17 protein-coding genes and 3 pseudogenes are annotated in these 24,748 nt (G+C 44.7%); 9 read left to right on the top strand and 11 right to left on the bottom strand.

Going from position 1 to position 24,748, the window contains the following annotated elements; genetic code table 11:
- Positions 1-43 precede the first annotated feature (43 nt).
- The gene (locus P4S59_RS08615) at positions 44-2,020 is read right to left on the bottom strand and encodes an Hsp70 family protein (RefSeq protein ID WP_337168243.1); all 1,977 of its coding nucleotides are present in this window, start codon (positions 2,018-2,020) and stop codon (positions 44-46) included.
- Positions 2,020-2,652: a DUF2760 domain-containing protein gene (locus P4S59_RS08610; protein ID WP_046875236.1), complete on the bottom strand. Its 633-nt coding sequence runs from the start codon at positions 2,650-2,652 to the stop codon at positions 2,020-2,022. The genes P4S59_RS08615 and P4S59_RS08610 overlap by 1 nt, the downstream gene beginning before the upstream one ends.
- 289 nt (positions 2,653-2,941) lie before the next feature.
- Between P4S59_RS08610 and P4S59_RS08605 the strand changes: the two are divergent.
- A pseudogene (locus tag P4S59_RS08605) lies at positions 2,942-4,482 on the top strand (sensor domain-containing diguanylate cyclase).
- 83 nt (positions 4,483-4,565) lie between these two features.
- A complete protein-coding gene (locus tag P4S59_RS08600) occupies positions 4,566-5,096 on the top strand; it encodes a 3'-5' exonuclease (RefSeq protein ID WP_337168242.1) in 531 nt (176 codons plus the stop codon).
- A 250-nt stretch (positions 5,097-5,346) separates the two neighbouring features.
- On the opposite strand, the gene P4S59_RS08595 is transcribed toward P4S59_RS08600, so the two are convergent.
- The 3 genes and pseudogenes from P4S59_RS08595 to P4S59_RS08585 all read right to left on the bottom strand — a co-directional run bounded on the left by P4S59_RS08595 (position 5,347) and on the right by P4S59_RS08585 (position 8,276).
- Positions 5,347-5,787, bottom strand: a complete 441-nt coding sequence (locus P4S59_RS08595) for a tellurite resistance TerB family protein (RefSeq protein WP_225461652.1) — start codon at positions 5,785-5,787, stop codon at positions 5,347-5,349.
- 189 nt (positions 5,788-5,976) lie between these two features.
- Positions 5,977-7,916 (bottom strand): annotated as a pseudogene (locus tag P4S59_RS08590) (alkaline phosphatase D family protein).
- A 9-nt stretch (positions 7,917-7,925) separates the two neighbouring features.
- The gene (locus P4S59_RS08585; protein WP_337168241.1) at positions 7,926-8,276 is read right to left on the bottom strand and encodes a hypothetical protein; all 351 of its coding nucleotides are present in this window, start codon (positions 8,274-8,276) and stop codon (positions 7,926-7,928) included.
- A 237-nt stretch (positions 8,277-8,513) separates the two neighbouring features.
- Here P4S59_RS08585 and P4S59_RS08580 point away from each other — a divergent pair, with 237 nt between their 5' ends.
- Together P4S59_RS08580 and P4S59_RS08575 are read left to right on the top strand one after the other, a co-directional pair.
- Positions 8,514-9,818 (top strand): MipA/OmpV family protein, encoded by a 1,305-nt coding sequence (locus P4S59_RS08580; protein WP_337168240.1) that lies wholly within the window; start codon positions 8,514-8,516, stop codon positions 9,816-9,818.
- A gap of 62 nt (positions 9,819-9,880) precedes the next feature.
- Complete coding sequence (locus tag P4S59_RS08575) at positions 9,881-10,300, top strand: hypothetical protein (protein WP_226977493.1); 420 nt, start codon at positions 9,881-9,883, stop codon at positions 10,298-10,300.
- 79 nt (positions 10,301-10,379) lie between these two features.
- On the opposite strand, the gene P4S59_RS08570 is transcribed toward P4S59_RS08575, so the two are convergent.
- Positions 10,380-10,964, bottom strand: coding sequence for an FMN-dependent NADH-azoreductase (locus tag P4S59_RS08570; RefSeq protein WP_046875241.1), 585 nt, complete (start codon positions 10,962-10,964; stop codon positions 10,380-10,382).
- Between the two features lie 335 nt (positions 10,965-11,299).
- Between P4S59_RS08570 and hrpA the strand changes: the two are divergent.
- The 5 genes and pseudogenes from hrpA (at position 11,300) to P4S59_RS08545 (ending at position 18,976) form a co-directional block, all read left to right on the top strand.
- Positions 11,300-15,135: pseudogene (hrpA, locus tag P4S59_RS08565) on the top strand (ATP-dependent RNA helicase HrpA).
- Between the two features lie 182 nt (positions 15,136-15,317).
- Positions 15,318-15,797, top strand: coding sequence for an outer membrane beta-barrel protein (locus P4S59_RS08560; protein ID WP_005394221.1), 480 nt, complete (start codon positions 15,318-15,320; stop codon positions 15,795-15,797).
- Between the two features lie 199 nt (positions 15,798-15,996).
- A complete protein-coding gene (locus P4S59_RS08555) occupies positions 15,997-16,512 on the top strand; it encodes a porin family protein (RefSeq protein WP_253652164.1) in 516 nt (171 codons plus the stop codon).
- Between the two features lie 372 nt (positions 16,513-16,884).
- Positions 16,885-18,465, top strand: a complete 1,581-nt coding sequence (locus P4S59_RS08550; protein WP_005394224.1) for a BCCT family transporter — start codon at positions 16,885-16,887, stop codon at positions 18,463-18,465.
- 121 nt (positions 18,466-18,586) lie between these two features.
- A complete protein-coding gene (locus P4S59_RS08545) occupies positions 18,587-18,976 on the top strand; it encodes an ATP-binding protein (protein ID WP_046875242.1) in 390 nt (129 codons plus the stop codon).
- A gap of 20 nt (positions 18,977-18,996) precedes the next feature.
- On the opposite strand, the gene P4S59_RS08540 is transcribed toward P4S59_RS08545, so the two are convergent.
- The 5 genes from P4S59_RS08540 to P4S59_RS08520 form a co-directional block, all read right to left on the bottom strand.
- On the bottom strand, positions 18,997-19,635 hold the full coding sequence (locus P4S59_RS08540) for a sugar transferase (protein WP_337168239.1): 639 nt from the start codon (positions 19,633-19,635) through the stop codon (positions 18,997-18,999).
- 10 nt (positions 19,636-19,645) lie between these two features.
- Positions 19,646-20,833 (bottom strand): glycosyltransferase family 2 protein, encoded by a 1,188-nt coding sequence (locus P4S59_RS08535; RefSeq protein ID WP_006742949.1) that lies wholly within the window; start codon positions 20,831-20,833, stop codon positions 19,646-19,648.
- Positions 20,826-21,944, bottom strand: a complete 1,119-nt coding sequence (locus P4S59_RS08530; RefSeq protein ID WP_253658502.1) for a glycosyltransferase — start codon at positions 21,942-21,944, stop codon at positions 20,826-20,828. The genes P4S59_RS08535 and P4S59_RS08530 overlap by 8 nt, the downstream gene beginning before the upstream one ends.
- 220 nt (positions 21,945-22,164) lie before the next feature.
- Positions 22,165-23,598 carry a GumC family protein gene (locus tag P4S59_RS08525; RefSeq protein WP_006742947.1) on the bottom strand — a complete coding sequence of 478 codons (1,434 nt, stop codon included), beginning with the start codon at positions 23,596-23,598 and terminating at the stop codon, positions 22,165-22,167.
- Entirely contained in the window at positions 23,595-24,719 is a 1,125-nt protein-coding gene (locus tag P4S59_RS08520; RefSeq protein ID WP_337168238.1) for a glycosyltransferase, read from the bottom strand. The genes P4S59_RS08525 and P4S59_RS08520 overlap by 4 nt, the downstream gene beginning before the upstream one ends.
- Between the last annotated feature and the right edge of the window lie 29 nt (positions 24,720-24,748).

Below are 24,748 nucleotides of genomic sequence, written 5' to 3'. Positions count from 1 at the left end.
GTATTTAAAAACGGCACCCGATTGGATGCCGTTTGACTTCTAATTATTGTTCTTCGTTTGAGTCACTTTTCGCGTCTTCGCGCACATCGAACTCAACATGCCATTTTTGCCCGTTATCAGCGGCAATGGCTTCTAAGTAAAGCGTACCAAGCTCTGTTACGCGAGAAGCTAGGGTAACTGGAACCACTTCACCTTCACGACGACCTTCAGATACAGGCAGCGTTACTTGGATTTCTGGTAGCTCTTCAAGCTCTTCTGGTGCCCAGTAGTCAAGGTGAGTACCTGCTAGGTCGTCACGACGAACGGTTGAGCCGAAGAATTGGAAGTTAACTGGCTGGCCGATGATCAAACCAAACTCTTGGCTTGGTACGTCAACGCTTGAGCCTTCTTCTATACCAAATGGTGCTACACACAGTGCTTCCATTGGAGGCGCCATGCCCGGAATCGCAGGCATCGCACTTTCGATACCCACGTAGTACGCCGAAGCAATACCGCCGCGGATACGAACGCCTTGACCACGACGCACAGAGCCGTAGTAAGCCGCACCGCTAGCAACTGCAAGGTCTAGATCCACACCTGTTAGGCGTTTCGCCATTTCTGCGTCTGCTTCAATTAGCCATTCGTTGATCGTGTCTTCTAGACGAGTGGCTAGAAGTTTTGATTTCAGCACACCACCGTTGAATAGGATTGCGGTTGGCTTGATGAAGTCAGCTGATTGGGCTGCATCCGCACCTGGCATACCAGGCATGTTAGCGAATGGATTGAAATCTTGAGCTGCTGCTTCTGCGCCATTTCCTGAAGCAGAAAGGGCATTAGCTTGCTTAGACAAGAATGCAGCAATGTGACGAGTGATGCCTGCATCTTGTGCGTAAGGCAGACCCATTTGCGTTAGTGCACCACGGTTACGTTGAACAGGGTGGTCCGTAATCGCAACTTGAGGGAAGAAGCCGTCAACCAATGTTTGTTGTACTTCTTCTTGAGTCAGTTCTGTTTTCAGCGTTGCGCCAAGCAGTTTAGAACCACGGCTTGGTACTACGATTGGCACTGACTGAAGTTCGCTGTCGTTCAATAGCGCTTCTTTCGCGTCACGACATGCGTGCGTCATTGCCTGAACTTGCCATGGTTGTAGCTCTTTGCCTTCTTGCGCTAGCTTCATCTTCAAGCGGTACGCAAGTGCAAGGTCCATGTTGTCACCGCCAAGTAGGATGTGTTCACCTACCGCGATGCGGTTCAAAGTTAGGTTGCCGTCGTCTTCAGTTACTTCAACCAAAGAAAGGTCAGTTGTACCACCACCGATATCGACCACAAGCACGATGTCGCCAACTTCAACTTCGTCGCGCCATTTGTCGTTGCTGTTATCAATCCAGTTGTAAAGTGCAGCTTGTGGCTCTTCTAGAAGCGTTAGGTGCACAAAACCAACGTTGCGTGCTGCTTCTGCAGTTAGGTCACGAGCAGCAGGGTCGAAAGAAGCAGGAACCGTAATAGTCACGTCTTGATCGGCAAGGTTGTGCTTTGGGTTTGCGTGATTCCAAGCATCTTTTAAGTGCTCAAGGTATAGCTCGGTTGCGCGAAGAGGGGATACTTTTTCCACTTCTTCTGGGCTACCCGCTGGTAGAAATGCGTCACGACGGTTTACACCACCGTGGCAAAGCCAAGATTTCGCACTTGCAACAAGACGAATTGGTGTTTTTGAACCTAGGTTACGTGCAATTGCACCAACTAAAGCTTTTGGCTCACTTGACCACGGAAGAACACGTGATTGCGGGTTCATTTCGTGTTCGTGTGGTTGATAAAGGAAAGAGCCAAGTTGGCTACGAGTCTCTACCGTACCCGGCGCAGTCAGCTGTGGGATAGGCATTACTTCAACTCGAGCATCTTCGTCGTGCGTATCAACAAAAGACATCACGCAGTGTGTGGTACCTAAGTCGATACCGACGCTGAATTTAGGCGTCTGTTGTTCTTGAGCAAACGCTTGGTTATTCGTTTCTTGAGAATGATTTTCTTGGTTCATGTGTTCCATTACAGCTCAACCTCGGCTGGAGCAATCACAGATGCATCGTAGTTTTCAGCCAGCTTAGGAAGGTTCATCGATGTTGCCTTCCAGCCTTTGTGCACTAACGTGCCTTGGAATGGCGCGCTGCCTGTCACGTTGCCAGTAAGGCGGATTTCTTGTGGGTTGAAGCCTTCTTCAACCGTAATACGAGTTTCTTCTTCTTCGTTGCGAACGTGCGCAAGTGTTACGTAATCGTTCAATACTTTCTGGCCACCAGTATGAATTACGCGAGCTGCTGCGCCGACTTCTTCATCAGAGAATGACGTTAGGTCTTCTTGTAGGAAGTCGATCAGACGAGCTTCTTGCTGCATGATAGAAAGTAGCTGCATTGCAGAATCAGTAGAAGCTGTTGCGAGTTTCGATTCAACTTCAACGACTTTTTCTACGACCTTCTCAACTTCAACGACTTTTTCTACTTCGACGATCTTTTCAACTGGCTTCTCAACTTCGACGATTTTCTCGACCGGTTTTTCTACGACTTTCTCAACCACTTTTGATTTGCGAGAGACCGCGACTAAAAGAAGCAAAACGCTCGATGCGGTTAGGCCAGCGTGAAGCATATCGAACGTTTGAGGAATTAGGTTCAAATCAATGTTCATGACGTTTTTTCTCTTTCTATTGATTATTGGTGCTCAGTATTGGCTCATATGTGTTCACTAAAACGATCGTCTTTGCGATCTTGCACCAAGTTTAGACATTAAAATGATGACGGATGGTAGCATATTCAAGGCTTAAGGCTGTAATAATTCGTGACTATACCGTACGAACAGCGTGAAAAATCGACGATCGGACTGCCCAGCATAGGTTGTTGCTTGATGTTTGTGCGTTGCTAACGCAGTATTTCAATAGATCCCGAAGTTTAACTTACGGAAGTATCAAAATTACGATATGACACAAAGCACCGCTCACAAGAGCGTTATCAAACGACATTCAGACTCTATTCTAGCTTTTGCAGCGACGTTGTGTGTCACTGCTGGTGTGGTCGGTGCTGCTTATACGATGCAGCAACGGTATACGCAGACGACGTTTGATACTTTAGCTGACCGACAAGCAGAATCACTGAAAGCGAACGTCGAAAATGATTTAAAGTTCATTGGTGCAGGTGCAAACTTTTTCATTCGATTGAACGCACCTATTGGTCTTCGTTCCCAATGTATGCGGAACAAGTAATCAATAGCTCGCGAAGTCTAATTGGACTTCAATGGATGCAAAAGGTCGAATTCGAAGACCTTGATGAGCATATTTTAAAGACCCGTCAAACATTTCCTGATTTCCAACCGTTTACCGTTCCTAAAGATGGCCCTAAAACCTACGGATACATTTTTGAACACAAAGAGCCAATTTTTATCGCATCGGATATTTATCCAAGAACACCAGAAAACCTTTCTCTACTAGGTTTCTATTTTTCACGTAAACGCTTCGATCTCATCTTGGATGATATATCCACAAATGGGCGAGCGAATGTCTCGGATAAAGTTCGCTTACTGCAAGATGGGTATGACAAGTCCATTCCTAAAACTGGGCTGCTAGTGTTCCATCCAGTGTTTGACTTCGAGAACCAACATTTATTAGGTGTAGTGACAGGGGTGATTCGAAGTACAGTTTACTTTGAGGATTTGATCACGAAAACCGCGACTGAGCTAGATATGTCGGTGCGCGTAGAAGATTTAGGCTTTGACGCAGCAGATGACCCCGTTCTCTTCCAAAGTTCAAACTGGGACAACATTCGAGGAACGGTTATAAGCCGTACCATTCAACTGCCTAATCGTGAGTGGCGGATTGATTTTAAACTTTCTGATGCCGTCTCTGCTTGGGAGCGTTCTATTTTAGCGGGCACGACATTAGCCGGGTTGGTAATCGCCTTTTTGATTAGTTGGATTGTGAATTTGCAGTCACGAGAAAAAGAGCGCTTGGCGGTCATGTTAGAGCTTAAAACCGTCGAATTAAAAAGGATGGCTGAGCGTGACCCTCTAACTCAGTTACTCAATCGCCGAGCGTTTAACGATCATTTGCTTAGCCAGATAAACAAAGGTGTTAGCTTCGCGTTGGTTGGTTTTGATATCGACCACTTCAAAGTTATCAATGACAAGCACGGTCATTTAGGGGGAGATGAAGCATTGCAGCATGTGACTAAGCTAGTTAGTGCGAATCTAAAGCCTGGAGACCGATTTTATCGTGCTGGTGGTGATGAGTTCTGTATTATTTCTAAAGTCATTGATAAAGAAGCACTGGAAGCTTATCTGGAAAAGTTGCGGAGCATCGTGGCAAGTACGGCTTTTGACTATGGCGATGCTTCAATCATTTGCACGTTAAGTATCGGCGCGGCTGTCCATAAAGATGAAGATCCTGAAAGCTTGTATCACAAAATGGATAATCAACTTTATTTGAGTAAAAAAAACGGTCGTAATAATGTGTCGATTGGCGATTAAATGGGCGTGCAAATTCGAGTTTTACACCGTGTTACGGTAGAATCCCACGCTTTAAAATTTTATGTTAGGAATCAAGACAAACTATGAACCATAACCGTATTGTATGCTTCGATTTAGAAATGTGTTGCTGGAACGAAAATGGCGTCGGCAGCACGGGTGAAATTATCGAAGTTGGGTTGGCTGAAATAGATTTGTCTAGAGGCGAGATAGTCAAGCGAGCTCAATACTACGTAAAACCTGAATATGATGAAGTTTCGCTGTTTTGTGCCGAGCTAACAGGTATTACGCCGCGTAAAATTGAAAAACAAGGACGCCCATTAGAAGAAGTGCTTAAATCCATGGTTAAGAACTTTGGTGGTCGAAACAAGATTTATGCATCATGGGGCCGAGATGACCTCATCCTGCTTGAAGAGTGTAAGCAAAAAGGTATTGAAGCGCCATTTACGGAGTTCATCAACTTAGCGACGCTTTATCGCATTCAAAATCGTCTTAAGGATAAGCGTATTGGTCACCGAGCAGCTCAAGAAGCAAAAGGCATTGATTGGGAAGGGCGCCAACATTCTGGTTATGTGGATGCGTACAATTTAGCGAAGCTTGCTCTGACTATGCTTTAATAGTCCGCTATAGATAGGCAAACTTGTAATCAAATCGTCATTCAACCATTGTTGTTTTGTCATGGAATCTGTTTAGTGTAGAGCTCGTCAAACACATTCATATCTTGACCAGTATTTTAATAACAATGTCGTTGGCTTATCGAAAAAAACGCGCGTAATGCGCTTTTTTTGGCTATAGAACTCAATCTTCGCCATCATTTCACGGTAGACTTGAAATAGCTTGCGCGACTTACATGTTTACCTTGTTGCCTTACTGAGATTGCAACTTTGCTCGAATGAACTCACTGTGATCAACGTAGAGTAGTTCTGCTGTTTTGCGGATCACAGCATCTTCTAGTGGATCAATTTCGCCATCGGCATAAGCCACTTCCCACATACTTTTGATTAAGTTGTAGCGCGTTTCTTGAGTCAGTTCTCTCAGTTGAGAAGTAAAATCGTACAGAGACGCGGAGTCTTTTATTTTCTGTTGCGCTTGCTCTAACAAAGCATTTGATTCTTCTTCATTTAATGACAGAAGCTTCATCAATAATGAACGCTTTGTTTCTTGCTCTTTATCATCGACGTTATGGTCTGCGCTAGATACTTCACAGAGCAAGCACGCGATAGCCATATTCGGAGAGAGTGTGTTGGTTTGACTTAAATCAGAGCCTTCAATGAGCTGTTTAAATAATGAGGTAAGAGAGTTAAACATATTGAACACCGAGCTATTGTTTATTTGGTTAACATGGTTATAAATACGGTAGATCTCAAGGTGTGGTATCAAATTTAGCACGCCGTTGACAGTCAAGAGCTTTGCTCATCTACCCAAATCCCTCGTACTTTTAAGTTCAGTCAAAATGATTTGCCTTCAATAAAGGGCAAGTCATTTTGGGAGCGAGAGTTAGCCTTCGGCACGAGTTGGTGGAAAATGTACCTCTTCACCATCGCTCGTTAGAATGCTAATTTGGCTCGGCTTTCCTTCGTCATCAAGACGCAGCTCACCAATGGCGCTGTGGTTAACTAAGCGATAAAAATTGTGCGTACTTGGTGCGCGTTTGTAGATCTTTAGACGCTTACGTTTTGTAAACCAGTTTAAAGGCGAACGAGGGCTATATAGAAGCCTATCTAGACCATCACAAATATTGAGCAATTGGGTTGGGAACTGATTTTTAATCCCGCTACAGGTGATTTGATAGATATTCGGACTATTTTTTCGGTAGCGAAGTTTAATGTCGTATGCAAAAGAGTAGTGCACGTCGCCAGAGAGAATAACGAAATTGGTCGGCGTCTTAGTATGTGTAAAAATACTAATAAGCGTATTCGCACTTCCTGGGTGCGCCATCCAGTTTTCAGCATCGACCATTAATGGTTTACCAAGCATCGTTACTACTCGCTGGAGTGCTTCGATAAATTTCACTCCGAACATCGGCGCGGCAGAAACAATGATAACTTTGTCTTGATGAACAAGTTCTTGGTGGAACTCAATCATTGCTTCCCAGTCCATTAACCCAGAGGGCTTGTTCATTTTCGACTCAGAACGCCAGCGTCTGGTTCGCGTATCTAGCACGACAACTTTTGGCGTCGTCGGAATGGTGTAATGCCAATTCTCAAAGCGATACAAATATTGAATAAATGCATCTTGAGTTTGTGAGGAACGCCCGTTGAAAAAGCGTTGAGCGATACTCATAAACTCATCATTGAATTTTTCTGGCGCGTTTCCCACCCTTGGCAGAGCCAGTAGGCAATCAGGCTGTTCCCGATAATACGTTTCGCAAAGGCGTTGCTGTACGCGGCTTGTTCCCAGCCTATGGTAAGGTTCCAATCGTCGGTGACATCGTGATCATCAAAGATCATGTAGGTTGGAATGTGAGCAAGTAAGCGTTGAACCTTATCTAGACCTGAGACGAATTTATCTATTTGAGCTTTTTCTTCGCGCCATTGCTGCTGCCATTTAGGTTCGAGAGTTGCTCCGCCGACAGTAAACTCATTTTCTAATAAGCGATCTGTCCGAATGAGCTTCCATAAGGTCGGAGACCAAACCAATAAGTACATTGCAAAGCATTCGGCAAAGCTTATTAGATGGTTTTCACACTCTTTGGCGCTGAATATTGGCGTCCCTCTGTGCGGGAAAAACGTACTCAGTAAACTGCCATCATTCACATAATGAGGCAACAATTTGTCCCGACCATAATAACAAGCTGAGTGCTGGTAGAGGGCATTGGTATTTTTTATCGGCGCTTGCTCGAATTCTTCGCCCGGTAAACCGAGTAGGGCAATGACTTGTTCGATGGCGTCCAGAGTAGGGCCTGCAACATGGTCTGCGTAGATTTGGTCACCACTCATGATGAGCATATCTGGTCTTTCTTCGATGGTTTGAGATGCGATTTTATGATCCGCAGCGACCAATGTATCTTTACTGAAGTGGTGGGGATTCCGGCACGAGCCATGCAGGACATAATCTGCTTTTTCGCTGATTAGGAACTCAACGCCCAAATTTGGACAGTTATCTCGTTCATAAGTCAGATGAGGAAGCAGTTCCGTTACTGAGCCGTGTTGCGTTTGTATTTGATAGCGTAACGTTTGATGGGTCGGAAACTCGGCCTTTAATTGCAACAAACAGCACCACGCATTGAGACCGATTTGAAGCTGTTCTTTTTGCTCACTTAAGGGGGCTTGATGAAGGACGGAGGCGTTTTCATCCGTAATTTGCACCATACCCTCCAAGCGTTGGGTGGTGACTAGCCAAATATTGATTTCAGTTGCGGTCACTTTGCGCAAAATCGGACCTGCAACGATAAGAGGAAGTGAAGATGTTTCAGTCGTATTCATCAATGCTGGCAAAACGGCTCCTTATGTGTCAGCTTCTTCTTCTAATATTTCGATAACTTGGGAACTGCTAAGTTCATGTCCCATAAGGAATAAACCTAGGATAGCATCGGCTTTTGACGCGTTATCACTGTCTTCATCCAAAATTTGCTGAAGCCGCGTTCTGATTAGATCTATTTCGTGCTCGACGAAGCCGCGTCCCTCTTCGTCTCCCTGACCATCTTCTGGAGCATTATCAAAGTGCAAAAATAACATGTCACCCTCAAGTTGAGTCCCTATCAACCTTTCAGGCAGCCATGCTTCTCCCATCACAATGTCTGGGTCCGTGTCTGCGGGTAAATGATTCAAGGTAGAGATGAGTTCTGATGCTTTCACTTTTTACTTCATTATGTTTGATTTAGAACTAAGCTAGAGTTTTAAGAGCTTGTTACGATAGTAAAAATATTCACAAATAAGCTCATCTAGTCGTGCAATATTAATATAATCTTGGGACTCAAACTGTCACGAGGATGACAACATTTGTCATTGTAACGGCTATCATCAGAAGAACATAAGCTTTAAATGGCAAATCATTGATGTTTGCCTGCTTCTCAACCAACATTTTTCGAACTCATGAAGAGATTAATTCTAACAACACTCACTTTGCCTTTAGCTGCGATGACTTCTTCTGCGTATGGTGTAGAAGAGCAAACGTGGGGAATTGCAGCGATGTATCGCACCGCATCGATCCCGTTTTATACCGCCGATAATGACTCGACGGTGAGTACATTTGTACCAATGATGTTCTTTGAAAACGAGCATTTGTATATCAATGGCATTGAAGGCGGCGTTTTTCTGTATGACGAGAGTGATTCTGACTGGCGCGCGAGTGCGATCATGCGATTGAGATTTGTTGATATTCCCATGTCGCTACAAAATGCCAATGAAGGGGACAGAGTCGACTTTGGTGGTCAAGTTCGTGATAGCATTAACGACAACTGGCGCGCAGAGTTAGAATTAATGACGGACGATGAACTCCAGTTTCACTCTAATTATCGCCTTGCCGCTAATTATGCGTTTGGTGATTGGGAGTTAGAGCCATCTATCACGATTCGATACAAAGACGCCGACTTCAACAGTGAATATTATGCGTTTAAAGATGTTACTGGGGAAAGAATTGGAGCAGGACTTGACGCCAACATCGGCATCAAAGCGCGTTATCATGTGACTTCCAACTTGTACTTATTGGGGGAAACGAGTGTCACTCGCTTAGATGATAATGCCTACAACAGCCAGCTTGTAGAAGACCGATATCAAGGTGAAGTGTTTGTCGGTTTTGGCTTTTTCAACGATAAAGGCAAAGCTCCGAAATCAGCACTGAGCAATAAACCATACCTACGTATCGCGCATGGTTGGGCGACGCCTTCAAATATTGGTGAAATATTTAGCTTTGAGAGAGAAAAAGACCCATACGACAATCAACTTACTTCATTGTTTTATGGGCACCCGCTAACGGACGAGTTGTTTGGCTTTCCTCTTGATATTTATTTAACGCCAGGTTTGGTTCATCACTGGTCGTCCAGTGTTCAGTCCGCGAGCACAGAATACGTGATGGCGATTAAGGCTTATTATACCGTTAATTGGCCAACGACTTGGCGATTTGGTGTTGCGGAAGGTATGTCATACGTCGACAACATTCCCTACATCGAAGGAACCGAAATGGAAGACAAGGGTTATACACCAAGTAAGCTACTGAACTACTTAGACTTCTCGTTTGATGTAAATATAGGTGACTTATTCAACCAAAAAAACTGGGAAAATATGTGGGTGGGTTATTCATTGCATCACCGCTCAGCAATTTTCGAAAGTGCGTCCCAGTTTGGGCGCATTAAAGGCGGGAGCAACTACAATACCATTTACTTCCAGTTCGAGTTTTAGAGTATCGTAAGATGCATATAGGTCGGATTTGCAACTGACTTCTTTATCGCCCATTATGAGTAATGATGAATAATACAATGCTGCTTTCAACGCGAACCTTCGTGTATCGTGCCAAAGTTAAGGCTGTTTGTGATGCATCTGATGAATCGGATGGCATGAGCACCATGAGTATCGACTCCTCATTCAATATTCAAATTGAGGCGATAAACTGTACCAACGATGAATTTGCCAAGCGCTTTTTTGTCGTCCACGGGGAAGGACATTTAGAGGGTGACGAATGGTTAGTGTTGTACGTCAATTCTCTTGAGGTTGACGTTGGAGACGATCTCGAAATTCCGAGTGATGTCGCGTTTGATGCGATGATTGAGAATATGATAAACGAAGCCGAGCAGTCTTTGGAAAAGCTCTATCACGAAGCGCTACACAACTTAGAGAAAGTGAATCGCTCTGGGAGAAATAAGATAACTTCTAAACACGATTAGGGTATTTTGATCGACAAGGGATTGGCGCGAACCAATCCCTTGTTATTTGTATTCTACTTGTTCTTGAACTTAGGCCAATTTACGCTATCGCTGCAAGTTGGCTCTGCGCTTCAGAAATGCCTTTCGCAGCGAAATCTTCACCCATATTTAGCGCTTCCGCATAAACAAATTCCACATCAGTTATACCAACGAAACCTAGCACGGTACGCAGGTATGGTGTGACGTTGTCAGTTGGTGAATCTTTATGGATACCACCGCGAGTCGTGATGACAATCGCTTTCTTACCTTCGATCAGGCCTTGAACGCCGTTTTCAGTGTATTTGAATGTCACGCCAGCACGAGCAATCAAATCAATCCAGTTTTTAAGCTGAGTTGGAATTGTAAAGTTATACATTGGTGCGGCAATAACCAAAGTGTCTGCGGCTTTTACTTCTTCAATAAGGGTATCCGACAGTTCGACAACCGCTTGTTGTTCTTGTGAAAGATCTTCCGTTGCGCGAAGTGCAGTGGCAACGGCGAAGTCCAAAACTGGTAATGGGTTTGCAGCCAAATCACGAACAGTTAGCTTGTCTTGGTCTACATTTTTGATGAAGTCTTCAACCAGTTTGTTTGATTGAGAGTAATCGCCAAGGATGCTTGATTTTAGAGCTAGTACACGAGACATAATGGTTATTCCTTAAATAAGTGCTTTTGACTATGGGAGCCATTATAAGCGAGGCACGTTGGTTAAAAAGTATAGGGATTCGCTGAACATGTTCGAAAAATTTGAATGTGGTTTCGGTTATCTTGTTGCAGATCTTGTGTGATACAATCCGCGCAGTTTTTGTAATGAAAAGAATAGGAAACGCTTTGACTTCGTCACAGCCCCCAAAAAAGAATCCCGCTGAAGAGCAAGCGACACCGTCAAATGGTGTGCAAAAGGCGACAGCGAAACAAGATAAAGCACCTCAGGCTCAAGTGAATAGCGCGGCGTCTCTACGCAAAGCGTTAAGCCAGTGCATGATGCGTGACCGCTTCCATTTAAGTAAACGCATTTCTGGTGCGAGCAAAATTAAGAAAGATGCAGCACGTAATGCTGTGTTTGATGAAATTGCACTCGACATTGCTAAATCGATGATGGTTGCGGAACAACGCAGCAACTACAAACCAACGATTGAATACCCAGAAATTCTGCCCGTCAGCCAAAAGCGTGACGACATCGCTAAAGCGATTGAAGAAAACCAAGTGGTTATCGTCGCGGGTGAAACCGGTTCTGGTAAAACCACTCAGTTGCCAAAAATCTGCGCTGAGCTTGGTCGCGGTAAGTTCGGCCTGATTGGTCATACTCAGCCTCGTCGTCTTGCGGCGCGTTCGGTTGCGAACCGTATTGCCGAAGAGATGGAAACCAAACTGGGTGAGTTTGTTGGTTACAAGGTTCGATTCAACGATCAGATCTCTGAAAATACCCAAATCAAATTGATGACGGACGGTATCTTGCTGGCTGAAATTCAGCATGACCGTTTCTTGAATCAATACGACACCATTATTATCGATGAAGCGCACGAGCGCAGCCTTAACATCGATTTCATCTTGGGTTACTTGAAAGAGTTGCTACCACGTCGTCCTGATTTGAAAGTGATCATCACGTCGGCAACCATTGACCCAGAGCGCTTCTCAAAACACTTCAACAATGCACCAATTATTGAAGTGTCAGGTCGTACTTACCCAGTAGAAACCCGTTACCGCCCACTAAGCGGTGATGACGACAATGATCGTGACCAACTTGAAGGCATCTTCGAAGCGGTCGACGAATTGTGCGATGAAGGTTTAGGTGACATCCTGATCTTCATGAACGGTGAGCGTGAAATTCGTGATACCGCAGATGCACTGTCTAAACGCAATCTGAAGAGCACCGAAATTGTGCCGCTTTACGCGCGTTTGTCGGCGGGCGAGCAGAACAAGATTTTCCAACCTCATGCTGGTCGCCGAATTGTACTGGCAACCAACGTGGCAGAAACCTCGCTAACCGTTCCGGGCATCAAGTATGTTATCGACCCGGGCACGGCGCGCATTAGCCGCTACAGTTACCGAACTAAGGTTCAGCGTCTTCCAATTGAGCCGGTTTCTCAGGCGAGTGCGAACCAACGTAAAGGTCGTTGTGGTCGTGTGGAAGAGGGTATCTGTATCCGTCTGTACTCAGAGGAAGATTTTGAGTCGCGCCCAGAGTTTACCGATCCCGAGATCCTGCGTACCAACCTAGCATCGGTTATCTTACAGATGACCGCACTTGGCTTGGGCGACATTCAAGCCTTCCCATTTGTGGAAGCGCCGGACAAACGTAACATCCAAGATGGTGTTCGTTTGCTGGAAGAGCTTGGCGCGATTAATTCTGAGGTAAAAGACCCGAAAAAACGCCTGACTTCCATCGGTCGCCAATTAGCTCGTTTGCCAATCGACCCACGCTTGGCGCGTATGGTTTTGGAAGCGCCAAAATATGGTGCGCTTAAAGAAGTGATGATCATTGCAGCGGCCTTGTCGATTCAAGATCCACGCGAACGTCCTTCAGACAAACAACAATCATCAGATGATAAGCACCGTCGTTTCTTCCATGAAGAGTCGGACTTCCTGACGTTTGTGAATTTGTGGGAATATATCCAAAAGCAGCAAAAAGCGTTGTCTAGCAACCAGTTCCGCAAGCAGTGTAAGCAAGATTATTTGAACTACTTGCGCGTTCGCGAGTGGCAAGACGTTTACTTCCAAATTCATCAGTCGATGCGTGAAATGGAATTCAAACTTAACGATGAGCCTGCTTCTTACCATGGTGTACACAGTGCGATCTTGGTTGGTTTGCTGTCGCACATCGGTATGAAAGACCAAGAAAAGAATGAATATCAAGGCGCGCGCAATGCTCGTTTCCATATCTTCCCTGCATCGGGTCTATTTAAGAAACAACCTAAGTGGATAATGTCAGCCGAGTTGGTGGAAACCTCGAAACTTTGGGGCCGTATCATTGCCAAGATTCAGCCGGAGTGGATTGAGCCATTAGCCAAACACCTTATCAAGCGCAGTTACAGCGAACCGCATTGGTCGAAGAAACGCGCGGCGGTGATGGCGCACGAAAAAGTCATGCTTTACGGCGTGCCAATCGTACCGAAACGTTTGGTGAACTACGGCAGTATCGATCCGACCGTTAGCCGCGAAATCTTTATTCGTAGTGCGCTGGTGGAAGGCGAGTGGGAAACCAAACACGCGTTCTTTAAACAAAACCGTAAGCTTCTGCAAGAAGTGGAAGAGCTTGAACACAAATCTCGTCGTCGTGATATCTTGGTGGATGATGATGAGCTGTTTGATTTCTATGACCAACGTGTTGGTACCGAAGTAGTGTCTGGTAAACATTTCGATACGTGGTGGAAAAAGCATCGAAAGAAGATCCTGAACTGCTGAACTTTGAAAAAGAGATGCTGTTCAAGGGTGATGCTAGCCATGTGACCGATTTGGATTACCCGAACTTCTGGCATCAAAATGGTTTGAAGCTCAAGTTGAGTTACCAATTTGAACCGGGCGATGATAGTGACGGTGTCACAGTGCATTTGCCGTTGCCGATTTTAAACCAAGTTGAGCCAGCGGGCTTTGACTGGCAGATCCCTGGTCTGCGTCATGAGCTTATTGTTAGTTTGATTAAATCGCTGCCGAAGACGATTCGTAAGAACTTTGTACCTGCGCCGAACTATGCCGATGCATTCTTAGCACGCGTAACACCAATGGAAGCGCCGCTGCTAGACTCGCTAGAAAAAGAACTGCGCCGCATGACGGGTGTAGAAGTGTTGCGTGAAGACTGGAACTTGGAACAGGTGCCTGAACACTTGAAAGTCACGTTCCGAGCGGTTGATCATCGAAATCGCAAACTGAAGGAACATAAAGATATTCACGAATTGAAAGAGAGCTTGAAAGACAAAGTTCAAGAAACGCTTTCCAAAGTGGCAGATGACGATATTGAACAGCAAGGTCTGCATACGTGGAGCTTCGGTGAATTGCCGAAAGTGTATCAACAAAAACGTGGTGGCTACGATGTAAAAGCGTATCCTGCACTTGTTGATAGCAAAGACAGCGTTGAAATCAAACTCTACGAAACGGAGTACGAGCAGATAACGGCAATGCGTGCTGGTCAGCGTCGTTTGATTTTGTTGAATGTGCCGTCTCCAATTAAATATTTGCACGCTAACTTACCGAACAAATCGAAGTTGGGTTTGTATTTTAACCCTTACGGCAAAGTGCTTGATCTGATTGATGACTGTATCGCCTGTGGTGTCGATAAGCTTATTGAAGAGCAGGGTGGCTTAGTTTGGGAGCCAGAGAAGTTCGAAGCGTTGAAAGAACACGTTCGTGCTGAACTGGGTGATACCGTCGTAGAGATCGCGAAACAGGTTGAGACTATTCTGACAACGGCGTTCAGCATCAATAAGAAGCTAAAAGGCAAAATCGACTTCACAATGGCGTTTGCTCTGTCGGATATCAAAGCACAAATTGAAGGCTTGATCTTCAAAGGTTTTGCGACGGAATGTGGCTGGAAACGCTTGCCGGATATTCTTCGCTACATGCGTGCGATAGAGCGTCGTATGGAGAAGTTGCCAATCGATCCAAACAAAGATCGTTTACACATGCTGAAGATTGAATCTGTGACTCAAGACTATAAAGAGTTGCTGAACAAGATCCCGAAAGGCGTGGCCATTCCTGAAAACGTAAAAGAAGTGCGTTGGATGATTGAAGAGCTTCGCGTGAGTTACTTTGCTCAACAATTAGGCACTCCTTATCCTGTTTCTGATAAACGAGTCAAAAACGCGATTGATGCTTGCTAATCAACCAGTAAAATAGCGTCAGATTTGCAATTATCGCGTATGAGGTTACTGGTACACTAATTGCTAGTAACTCAATAAGCGTTATTTTTTAGTTCTGGGAGGCAATGGTTCGCCTCCCTTTATTTGTAGTACCAACGACTGAGTTATGCAGACGTGGGAATAATAAAGAGTAAAGGTAGATGATGAAAAAAACTCTATTAGCAGTGGCGCTACTTGGCGCATCTTCTGCGGCAATGGCAGATTCTTGGATTTACGGTGGTGCAACAGTAGGTCAGTCTGACTACAAAGGTGAGACGGATACATCATACTCTGTTCACGTTGGTACAGGTATTCTACCTATCATTGGTATTGAAGCTGGTGTAACGCAACACGGTGAATTTAACGTAAATGGTCAAGACACTAAGCTAACGTCTTACTATGCAGCACTTAAGCCAAGCATCGACTTTGGTCCACTGCATGTGTATGCAAAAGGTGGCTTCCACCAGTGGGACAAAGAAGTGAAAGGTGGCAAAGACGATGACGATTTGGATCTAATGTACGGTGTAGGTGCTGAGTACTTCATTTTTGGTCCGATGTCTGTTGGTGCTAGCTACATGAACTACACGGCGGGTAAAGACGATATCGGCACGTTCTCTGTTAATGCAACACTGCATTTCCTATAAGCGTCTAGCTTTCTAACACCCATATGAAAAACACCGACTTTATGTCGGTGTTTTTTTGTCTGGAAGTCACAAAACAAAAGTTGAACATAAATTATTCACTTTTGGATCTTAAAATGCTCATGCTTTCCAATATATAGTGGCGATTAAATGCGCATATTTGCGTAATGTTTCGCTTAGGAATCGCTCAGGAAGGGATAGTATGAAAAAAACACTCTCGTTATTAGCTCTAACGTTGTGCTCAACATCAGCAATGGCTGACTCATGGATTTACGCTGGCGGTCAAATCGGTCAATCTGATATCGATAGCGAAAACGATACAACCTACGGTATTCATGTAGGTACTGGTATTTTGCCATTCATTGGCATTGAAGCAGGTTACTTTAATCACGGCAAAGTGGATTTATCACTGAGTGGCAGCAGGGGTAGTGCTGATTTTGATTCATTCTATTTAGCAGCGAAACCAAGCATCGACTTTGGGCCGCTTCATGTCTATGCCAAAGGTGGCATCAATGCATTCAATATTGATTATGACGGCGGACTGAGAAATTTAGATAAAGATGATGGTGTCTCCTACATGTATGGTGTCGGTGCCGAATACTTCTTGCTCGATAATGTTTCTATTGGGGCAAGCTATCAAGCGTTTGGCGTGGATATTGACAGCGATAGTGACACCGTGAGCAGTGTGACGGGGAATATTACCTTCCATTTCCTATAATACTCAGTCTATATGAAAACTTTACTGACTTGGTTTCATCGCTAGCTTTGAAACCAAGTCAGTGTTACTTATCTCAATTTACGCGTCCATCAATGATAAAGCCACAGAGCGCAAGTATTTCCAGTCCTTTTCGAACGATCAAATTACGATAGAATCAATCGTTAGACCTCATAATTTTTGTGTTGATATTACTTTGTTCTCATCTGCCTTTAACTGAGCCAAAAATGCAATAAATGGCGATTTTTTGCAAAAATATGTGATTACTGCTAAACTTCGCCCCGCTTTAAAACTTTAGAGTTCAAATTAATGGAGGGCGGTATTGGAGTTCTTCTCACCTGAGGGGCGTTTCAAATTCACGTTAAATTTGTATTTATGGATAATGCATTTAAAAAATATAGTATCGACACAACAGACTATCAGGTTGGACAGGACAACGTTCAAAAGTGGGGATTCGACATACATAACCCCGTTTTTGGCATCAGTGCGGGTCTCGTTGTTTTCTGTCTAATTTCACTTCTTCTTGTTGAGCCAACCACTGCTCGTGATGTATTAAACGGTCTGAAAAACGGAATTATCGAACAGTTTGATGCGTTCTTTATGTGGTCGACAAACTTCTTCTTATTATTCGCTGTTGCTCTTCTTTTTTCTCCGCTGGGTAAAATCCGCTTAGGTGGCAAAGAAGCAACGCCGGATCACTCAACCGTTTCTTGGTTGTCGATGCTCTTTGCTGCTGGTATGGGTATTGGCCTTCTGTTCTGGAGTGTGGCGGAGCCGACCGCGTACTTCACTGATTGGTGGGGAATGCCACTGAACGCAGTGCCATACACAGAAGAAGCGAAATCTCTCGCGATGGGTGCCACCATGTTCCACTGGGGTGTGCATGGTTGGAGTATTTACGCACTCGTTGCACTAGCACTTGCGTTTTTTGCTTTTAACAAAGGTTTACCGCTTTCATTGCGCGCGGCGTTTTATCCAATTTTTGGTGACCGAGCATGGGGTTGGTTAGGACATGTTATCGACATTCTTGCCGTTTTATCCACGCTGTTTGGTCTTGCAACCTCGCTGGGTCTCGGTGCTCAGCAGGCGACCAGTGGTATTAACCATGTCTTTGGTCTAGAAGGCGGCATTGGTACACAAATGATTGTGATCACCTTTGTTACCTTTATCGCGGTGCTATCAGTAATTCGTGGTATTGATGGTGGTGTTAAACTACTGAGTAACGTCAATATGGTGGTTGCGTTTGCCCTGCTTATTTTCATTACCTTTATCACGTTTGATACGGCGTGGGGGTCGCTACGCGACACAACAATGGCTTACATTGAAAATATTATCCCGTTGAGCAACCCTCACGGTCGTGAAGATGAAACTTGGATGCACGGCTGGACGGTATTCTACTGGGCTTGGTGGGTATCTTGGTCACCGTTTGTTGGTATGTTTATCGCGCGTGTGTCTAAAGGTCGTACGGTTCGAGAATTCCTGTTCGCAGTGATCGTTATTCCTACTGTCGTTACCTTGATTTGGATGTCTGTATTCGGTGGTATCGCGCTTGACCAAGTGGTGAATAAAGTCGGTGAGCTAGGTGCAAATGGTCTAACTGATATTTCACTGACTCTGTTCCATGTTTACGATGCGCTACCGTATAGCTCAGTGATTTCAATGCTTTCTATCGTGCTGATTCTGGTGTTCTTTATTACATCATCAGACTCTGGCTCACTGGTTATCGATAGTATCACTGCGGGTGGTAAGATTGATGCACCAATTCCACAGCGTATTTTCTGGGCTTGTATTGAAGGTGCAATTGCAGCCGTTATGCTTTGGGTTGGTGGCAAAGAAGCCTTGCAAGCATTGCAGTCCGGTGTGGTTGCAACGGGATTACCGTTTACCTTTGTTCTGTTGTTGATGTGTGTAAGCTTGGTTAAAGGGTTAAGAACCGAACTGTCAGCTTACAAATAAGCACTATCCACTATTGAATTTAAATGCCGAGCCTAATGCGTTCGGCATTTTTTATTTCTACTTTTCTTTTTCAATAATTCCGTTACAGTTTGGGCTTATTCCCACCTCATTTAACAGCATTATGTCACTGGCGAAACTCATTCTTATTCGTGGACTTCCAGGTTCAGGTAAAACAACCTTAGCAAAGCAACTGGCGATAGAGCTTGGTGCTAAGCATTTTGAAGCTGACATGTATTTTGAAAATGATGAAGGTGATTATCACTTTAACCCAACTGAATTACCCCAAGCGCACGAATGGTGTTTTCAGCAAACTCGAGAGTGGTTGAACAAAGGGAAAGTCGTGATTGTGAGTAATACGTTTGTTCGGCACTGGGAGATGAAGCGTTACTTGGACTACTGCGTGAAGAAGCGCATTGAGGTGGAAGTTAAGGTGTGTCGCGGAGCGTATCAAAGCATTCATGATGTGCCACCAGCGACCATCGAAAAGATGCGACGCCAGTGGCAAGAGTGACCGTTACCAGAACCAGGGGTTTACTGACCTCGTCCGTCAATCATCACAACGAATGTTTTGCTCATGATTGAAAGGTCCATTGAAATCCAAGAGTAGAACGAACCTAAGCTTAGTGCGTAACTGTGATCAAACCCAACTTTACGTCGTACATCTTCAATACAAGCATCGTAGCCTTGGTTAACTTGCGCTAGGCCTGTAATTCCTGGTAATACGCCATATGTGCGTTCTACAAAATAAGGGATTTCATCTTCCAACTTTTGGTAGAAAGCAGGGCGCTCTGGACGTGGCCCGATCATGGACATTTCACCTCTCAACACATTAAACAGCTGTGGTAACTCATCTAAACGCGTCTTACGTAAAAAACGTCCTACTGGCGTGATTCGAGGATCATTCTCGGTTGCCCAAACTGCACCGGAGCGTTGCTCCGCATCAATATACATGGTGCGAAACTTCATGATTTGAAAAAGATCCATTTTTTCGGGTGTACAGCGCCCAACACGCAGTTGACGATAGATCACTGGGCCTTTTGATGTGATTTTTATAGCTAGCGCGATAAATGGGAATAGTGGTGCAGTGACGAGCAAAATAAACATTGCAACCAGTAGATCAAACGTTCTTTTCGCGTGGCATACATTTGAATCGTAGCGTGAGTTTTTCATGATGCTTTCCTTATTGGTTGACGCGTTTCCAACGTCCATTTTCCATTCCTAGCAAATACTTCATACCGCCGATGAAATTGGCGAGATGGCCAATGACGATGTAGCTAATCAGTTTAAAAGGCTTGACTGTGTTAAGTGCAGGCACCAAGTAAGTGACAAGTGCGATACCATAAACACAGGCTTGAGCGAGCAGCATTATTTGAAACAGCGGGTTGTGTGCCAGTAGCAGTGAACAAACCAAGCAAACAATCATCAAATAGGGTGTTGCTAAGCGCAGAACCTTTCCCGATAGAAATGCAAAGGCAGTGCCACGATAGCGAGGTAGCAGTAATTTCTTTAATTGCATGAGCTGCTGCATGTTACCCGCTGAAATTCTTAGGCGTCGCTTGAAGTCTGCGTCGTCTGAGCTTTGTTCGAGTTCAAGAGCTAGCATGTTAGGTTCGTAGATAGCGTTATAGCCTCGCAAAACGATTCTCATAGGGAGAATAAAATCGTCATTGATGGTGCTGACTTCAAGTGGTTCAAATAGGTGGGTTCTGAATGTATAAAACGCACCGTGAGAACCAATCGTTGAACCCAGCAAGGATTCTTGGTGCTTCACTCGAGACTGGTATTGCCAGTACGCTGCTTCACCTTGGTTATCGGTACTCATTATTTGATATGTCGCGTTAACCACTCCAACCTTCTCATTTTGATAATGCTGACTAGCTAGTAACAGAGAATCGCAAGAAATCAATGCCGATGTATCACTCAGTGCGGTAATGTCCGAGCTAACATGACGCATTTCTTCGTTGAGTAGGGCAACTTTACCGCGATTGACTTGGTGGTCATTAATGATGAACAGTGTATCGGAGCAGATTGCTTCTTGAATCGTCGCTTGAGCAATCTCGGCTGTGTTATCTGTGCAGCCATCACAGGCGATCACCACTTTCAATTTATCTCTTGGGTAATCTAAGCTCGCAAGGTTGCGGATCTTTTCTGCTATCCATTGTTCTTCATTGTAGGCGGGCACGATGACAGTAATAGATGGTAACTGACTGTCTGTTTGAGAGGCTTTGTAAGCTCGCTCTACAAATGGTGCTGTGGTTTTTTGCTGTTTTAAAGGAAGCCATTTAAGTAGCAATGGATAACCAACATGATGATAGACAATCAAAAATGCGGATAAACCAAAACCTGTAATCCAAAGTAAATCATTCATAGCTAGCCTCCTTGGCCAAGCGTGAGTAGCGACTCACCATGTCTCTGATATCAAAATGTTTGAGAATAAAAGTTCGAGGAGAACCATGGGTTGATTTCAATTGCAGCGACAAAGCTTCCGCCAAAGAGAACACTCGGTTGGCTTCAACCAATGTGCTGTTAATCGGGCAGAGCGTCTCTTTCACGCCACCAACATCGGTTGCGACACAAGGAATGTCACATGCTTGAGCTTCTAGTGTTGAGAGGGGGAAACCCTCTTGAAGCGACGGTAAACAAAATAAATCGAGGCTTTGGTAAAAGCTGGGCATATCGTCGACCAAGCCTAAAAAGGTAACGCGATCCTCAAGTTTTAACGTTCTAGCTTGTGCTTCCAATTGAGCTCTCTGAGAACCATCTCCAGCAATGGCTAGATGTGTGTTTGGCGTAAGATGAGAGAAGGCTTCGATAAGCACTTTATGGCCTTTAACTGCTTCTAAACGTCCAGCCACTCCAATCACGGTTTTGTTGGCTGGAAGCCCAAACAAGTTTCTCTTGGTTGCTTGATTACCGCTTTGAAATTTCTGGCAATCGATTCCATTGTGAATGGTGCAGACTTTGCGGTAATTCAGTTTTGTCTGGATTTGTTCGGCAACAAAGTTCGCATCGGCAACCACATGTGGACGAATCATTTTTAGCAGTAGGGACTGCAGTCGAGCTGACTTTCTGTTATTCAGATGCCAGGCGTCGTGCTCAGTATGGATAATTACTGGCACCTGCGCTAAGCGTGCCGCAATCCCACCATATAAGAGTGGACCGATATGGTGAGTGTGGACCACATCAGGCTTAAGTCCTTTGAGCATGGAAGTCAGCGTACTGATGGTTGTCCCGCTGAATCCAGGTTTCTTATTGAGAAAGTGCAGTTGGCCTTGGTAGGCCGAGAGTTTTGACCAGCATTGCAGTGTTTGCGCTTTGCTTCCCTCTAAACTTACGACAAACACGGAATGATTCGGTTGCGCAAAACGAAGCATCTCTAATACGAGCGTTTCCAAACCGCCAGGAGCTAAGTGCTGCACGACGTGTAATATCACTTTTTTATTGCGTTGACTGCTATTTTGTTTTTGTCTGAATTCCATTCTCAAACCCTCGTTGAGTTCTTTGTTTATTTAGGAATTGCAGACTGCGTGCCAATAAATTAAGTGTTTAAAAACATGGGGTTAATGTAAACGCATATGAAGGGCTATGTTTATTCTCAATTTGAGATTCATATTAGTGGAAACCTTACACGGAGTTAGAATAAGCACAAAAAGAAAAGCACTCTCTGAACGAGTGCTTGTAATGGAGTGTTAACGGCTGTTAGCTTCCGTATACCACTTTAGGTAGAGTGGTGATCACAGGAACGCCAAGGTGCTTTTCTAATGCTCTTTTAGAGCGGATAGAGTTATCGGCTAACTCAAGTATCGTCGCTAATCCAATGCCCAAACCCGCGCCACCGATAAACCCTAAAATGACAAACACAAAACTAGGTAAGTTAGACGGAATGGTTGGTGTGAAAGGTTCATCAATGATTTTCACGCGTTTATTCTCTTCAAATACGCCAAGTGAACCAGTTAATTGAGCCATTTCATAACGCTCTACAAGGTCATCATACATTTCTCTTTTTACCGCTACATCACGAGCTAGGCGGTTGATTTCTGTTGCTGTGCTACCAAATCGATGCGCATTACTTTCTAACTCTTGAATCATTGTTCGTAAGCTATTTGTTTCTTCTGTGAGGGCTTCAAAGCGTCCGCGCATAATTTGCAGTTGGTGAAGCTGAGAGACCAGAAGAGGCTGAGCTTCTCCAAGACTGTTTACGGTGGTATTGCTTGCGATATCCCAAAGTTGGGCGCTGTTTAATTCCGGTTGTTTAGAGTTCAATAGTACTGAGCGCTCTTGCTCCAAGCGGTTTAACTCTCGTAGCTTGCCTTGAACCATGCTATGCGCCTCAGTGTACTTGGCGCGAAGCAAAGTGAGCTCACTACGAATGTCTATGATTTGTTCTTCAAGCTTACCGATAACCGGGTTGGTTTTAGAAAGTTGTTGGTCCAAACTACCTAGGCTTCGGGTAACACCAGCAAGCTCCGCTTCTTTTTCTGCCAAGGTTTGTTTAAGGCTTGCCAGACGAGTCAGGCTTTGTGCTTGCATTTCAGGCGTCGCGTGAGAGTAAGTATTCTTGTATTCCGCGAACGCTTGCTCTGCTTTATCCAACTCTTCTCTGCGTTTATTAATATGGATGGTTAAAAAGTGACTTGAATCTTTAATTGAAGATCGTTCAGGAGCTAAAAGCTGTTCGACAAAATGTTCGCTGACGGAGAGTAACATCGACTCCATGCCATTCGGTTTGCCACTTCGTAGTTGGATTTGAATGAAGTCCTTACCAAGCTGCTGAACAGACAAACGCGACGCGAGATCTTTGATGATGAACTCTTGCTCTTTGGCACTCATTTCGTCACTAATCAGCGCTTGTTCTTTGGCAACTGAGTACAAAACATGTCGGCTTTTTAGCAAGGTACTGAGTGCGCTCAATCGATCTTTCAGCATGGTTGAGACGGCAAGATCTTGAAGGAATGGGTTCATTTTCGCTGTCTCTTGGATAAGCATACTTGTATGAGCGACATAAGTCGTCGGAACCAGTTTACTTACGATGAAACCCAGCACAGGCAATACAAGCATAGGAATAACGATCATGTAGCGACGTCTCCAAGCACCATGTAACAGTACACTGAGGTTTTCTCTTAAATCGTTCATAGCGCCCTCACTAATTTATCAACTTGGTTGGCTCTTGCTTCCCAGCTTTGCTGTTGAACAAATGACTTTGAATCTGTCGGTGGTGGTAGGAGGTGATCGAGACTGGCACGCACGTCTTCGACATCTTGAACCACATGGAGCATATGTTTGTAGGGCATTAATGCGGGAAAGGGTGTGCTGATAACAGGGGTTCCTGTTGCCAAGTACTCAAGAAGTTTAAGCGGATTACATGCCTTGATTTGAGCGTTATCAACAAAGGGCAACCAACTGGCATCCCAGTGTTGGGAGTAACGTGGCAGAGTGTGATGCGCTCTCGGGCCCAGGTAGTATATGTTGCTTCTTTGTGGAAGCGGATTATCACTGAACTCGTTGGGGCCGATGAACACGAGATCCCAGTCAGGCGCTTGGTCTGCGACTTGGGCAATTAAGTCGTAGTCTAACCATTCAGACAAACTGCCATAAAAGCCCAGCACTTTGCGACCATTATTAGGAAAATCTTCAGCCTTAGGTGCTGGCTCAGAAAACAGACTAAAGTCGACACCGTGAGGCAAAGTGACGGTTTTACCAGATGTAAATTGAGTGGCGAGTTTGTCACTTGCTGTAAAAATCACATCAGCCGCTTTAACCAGTGTACGTTCATGCTTGGCAACCGTGTCGTGGTCAACACCAGCTAAAGCGCTAAAGTCATCGCCACAATAGTAAATTAGCCCACGTGAATTCATTTCCGCACAAACATCTGCTGCCGTCGGGAGCGATGTCCAAAATATAGGCTTATCAAAACCAAGAGCGTGTAACTGTTTATTGAGCTGGTATTTCATCATCTTAGCCGCTACTTTTCTTACCAGCGCAGAGCTTGGAGCAGGAATAGTGAGTAGGTTAATGGTGTGAATATTTGGGTTTATTGCAGACTCTAACGTTGGCTTATGCGATCCAGCGTTATTAAATACACGAGTGAGCTTGTTTAACGCACGTTGCATGTCTTTCGTGGTTAGCCTCGGTTGACGAAGACCGATTGAGTTAACCCAAAGGATGCGGTGGCTCGTTGCTAGTCGTTTGACAATGTGTTGAGTGGAGGAGGGTAACCCGCCAAAATCTTCTCCAAATACTACGATGTCTGTCATGTGGCTCTCCTTGAGTCTTTGTTATTTGA

The sequence above is a fragment of the Vibrio sp. M60_M70 genome, assembly GCF_037162085.1.
In the GTDB taxonomy this organism is placed as follows: Bacteria; Pseudomonadota; Gammaproteobacteria; order Enterobacterales; family Vibrionaceae; genus Vibrio; species Vibrio diabolicus.
This window is presented reverse-complemented; position numbering and strand designations above follow the sequence as displayed.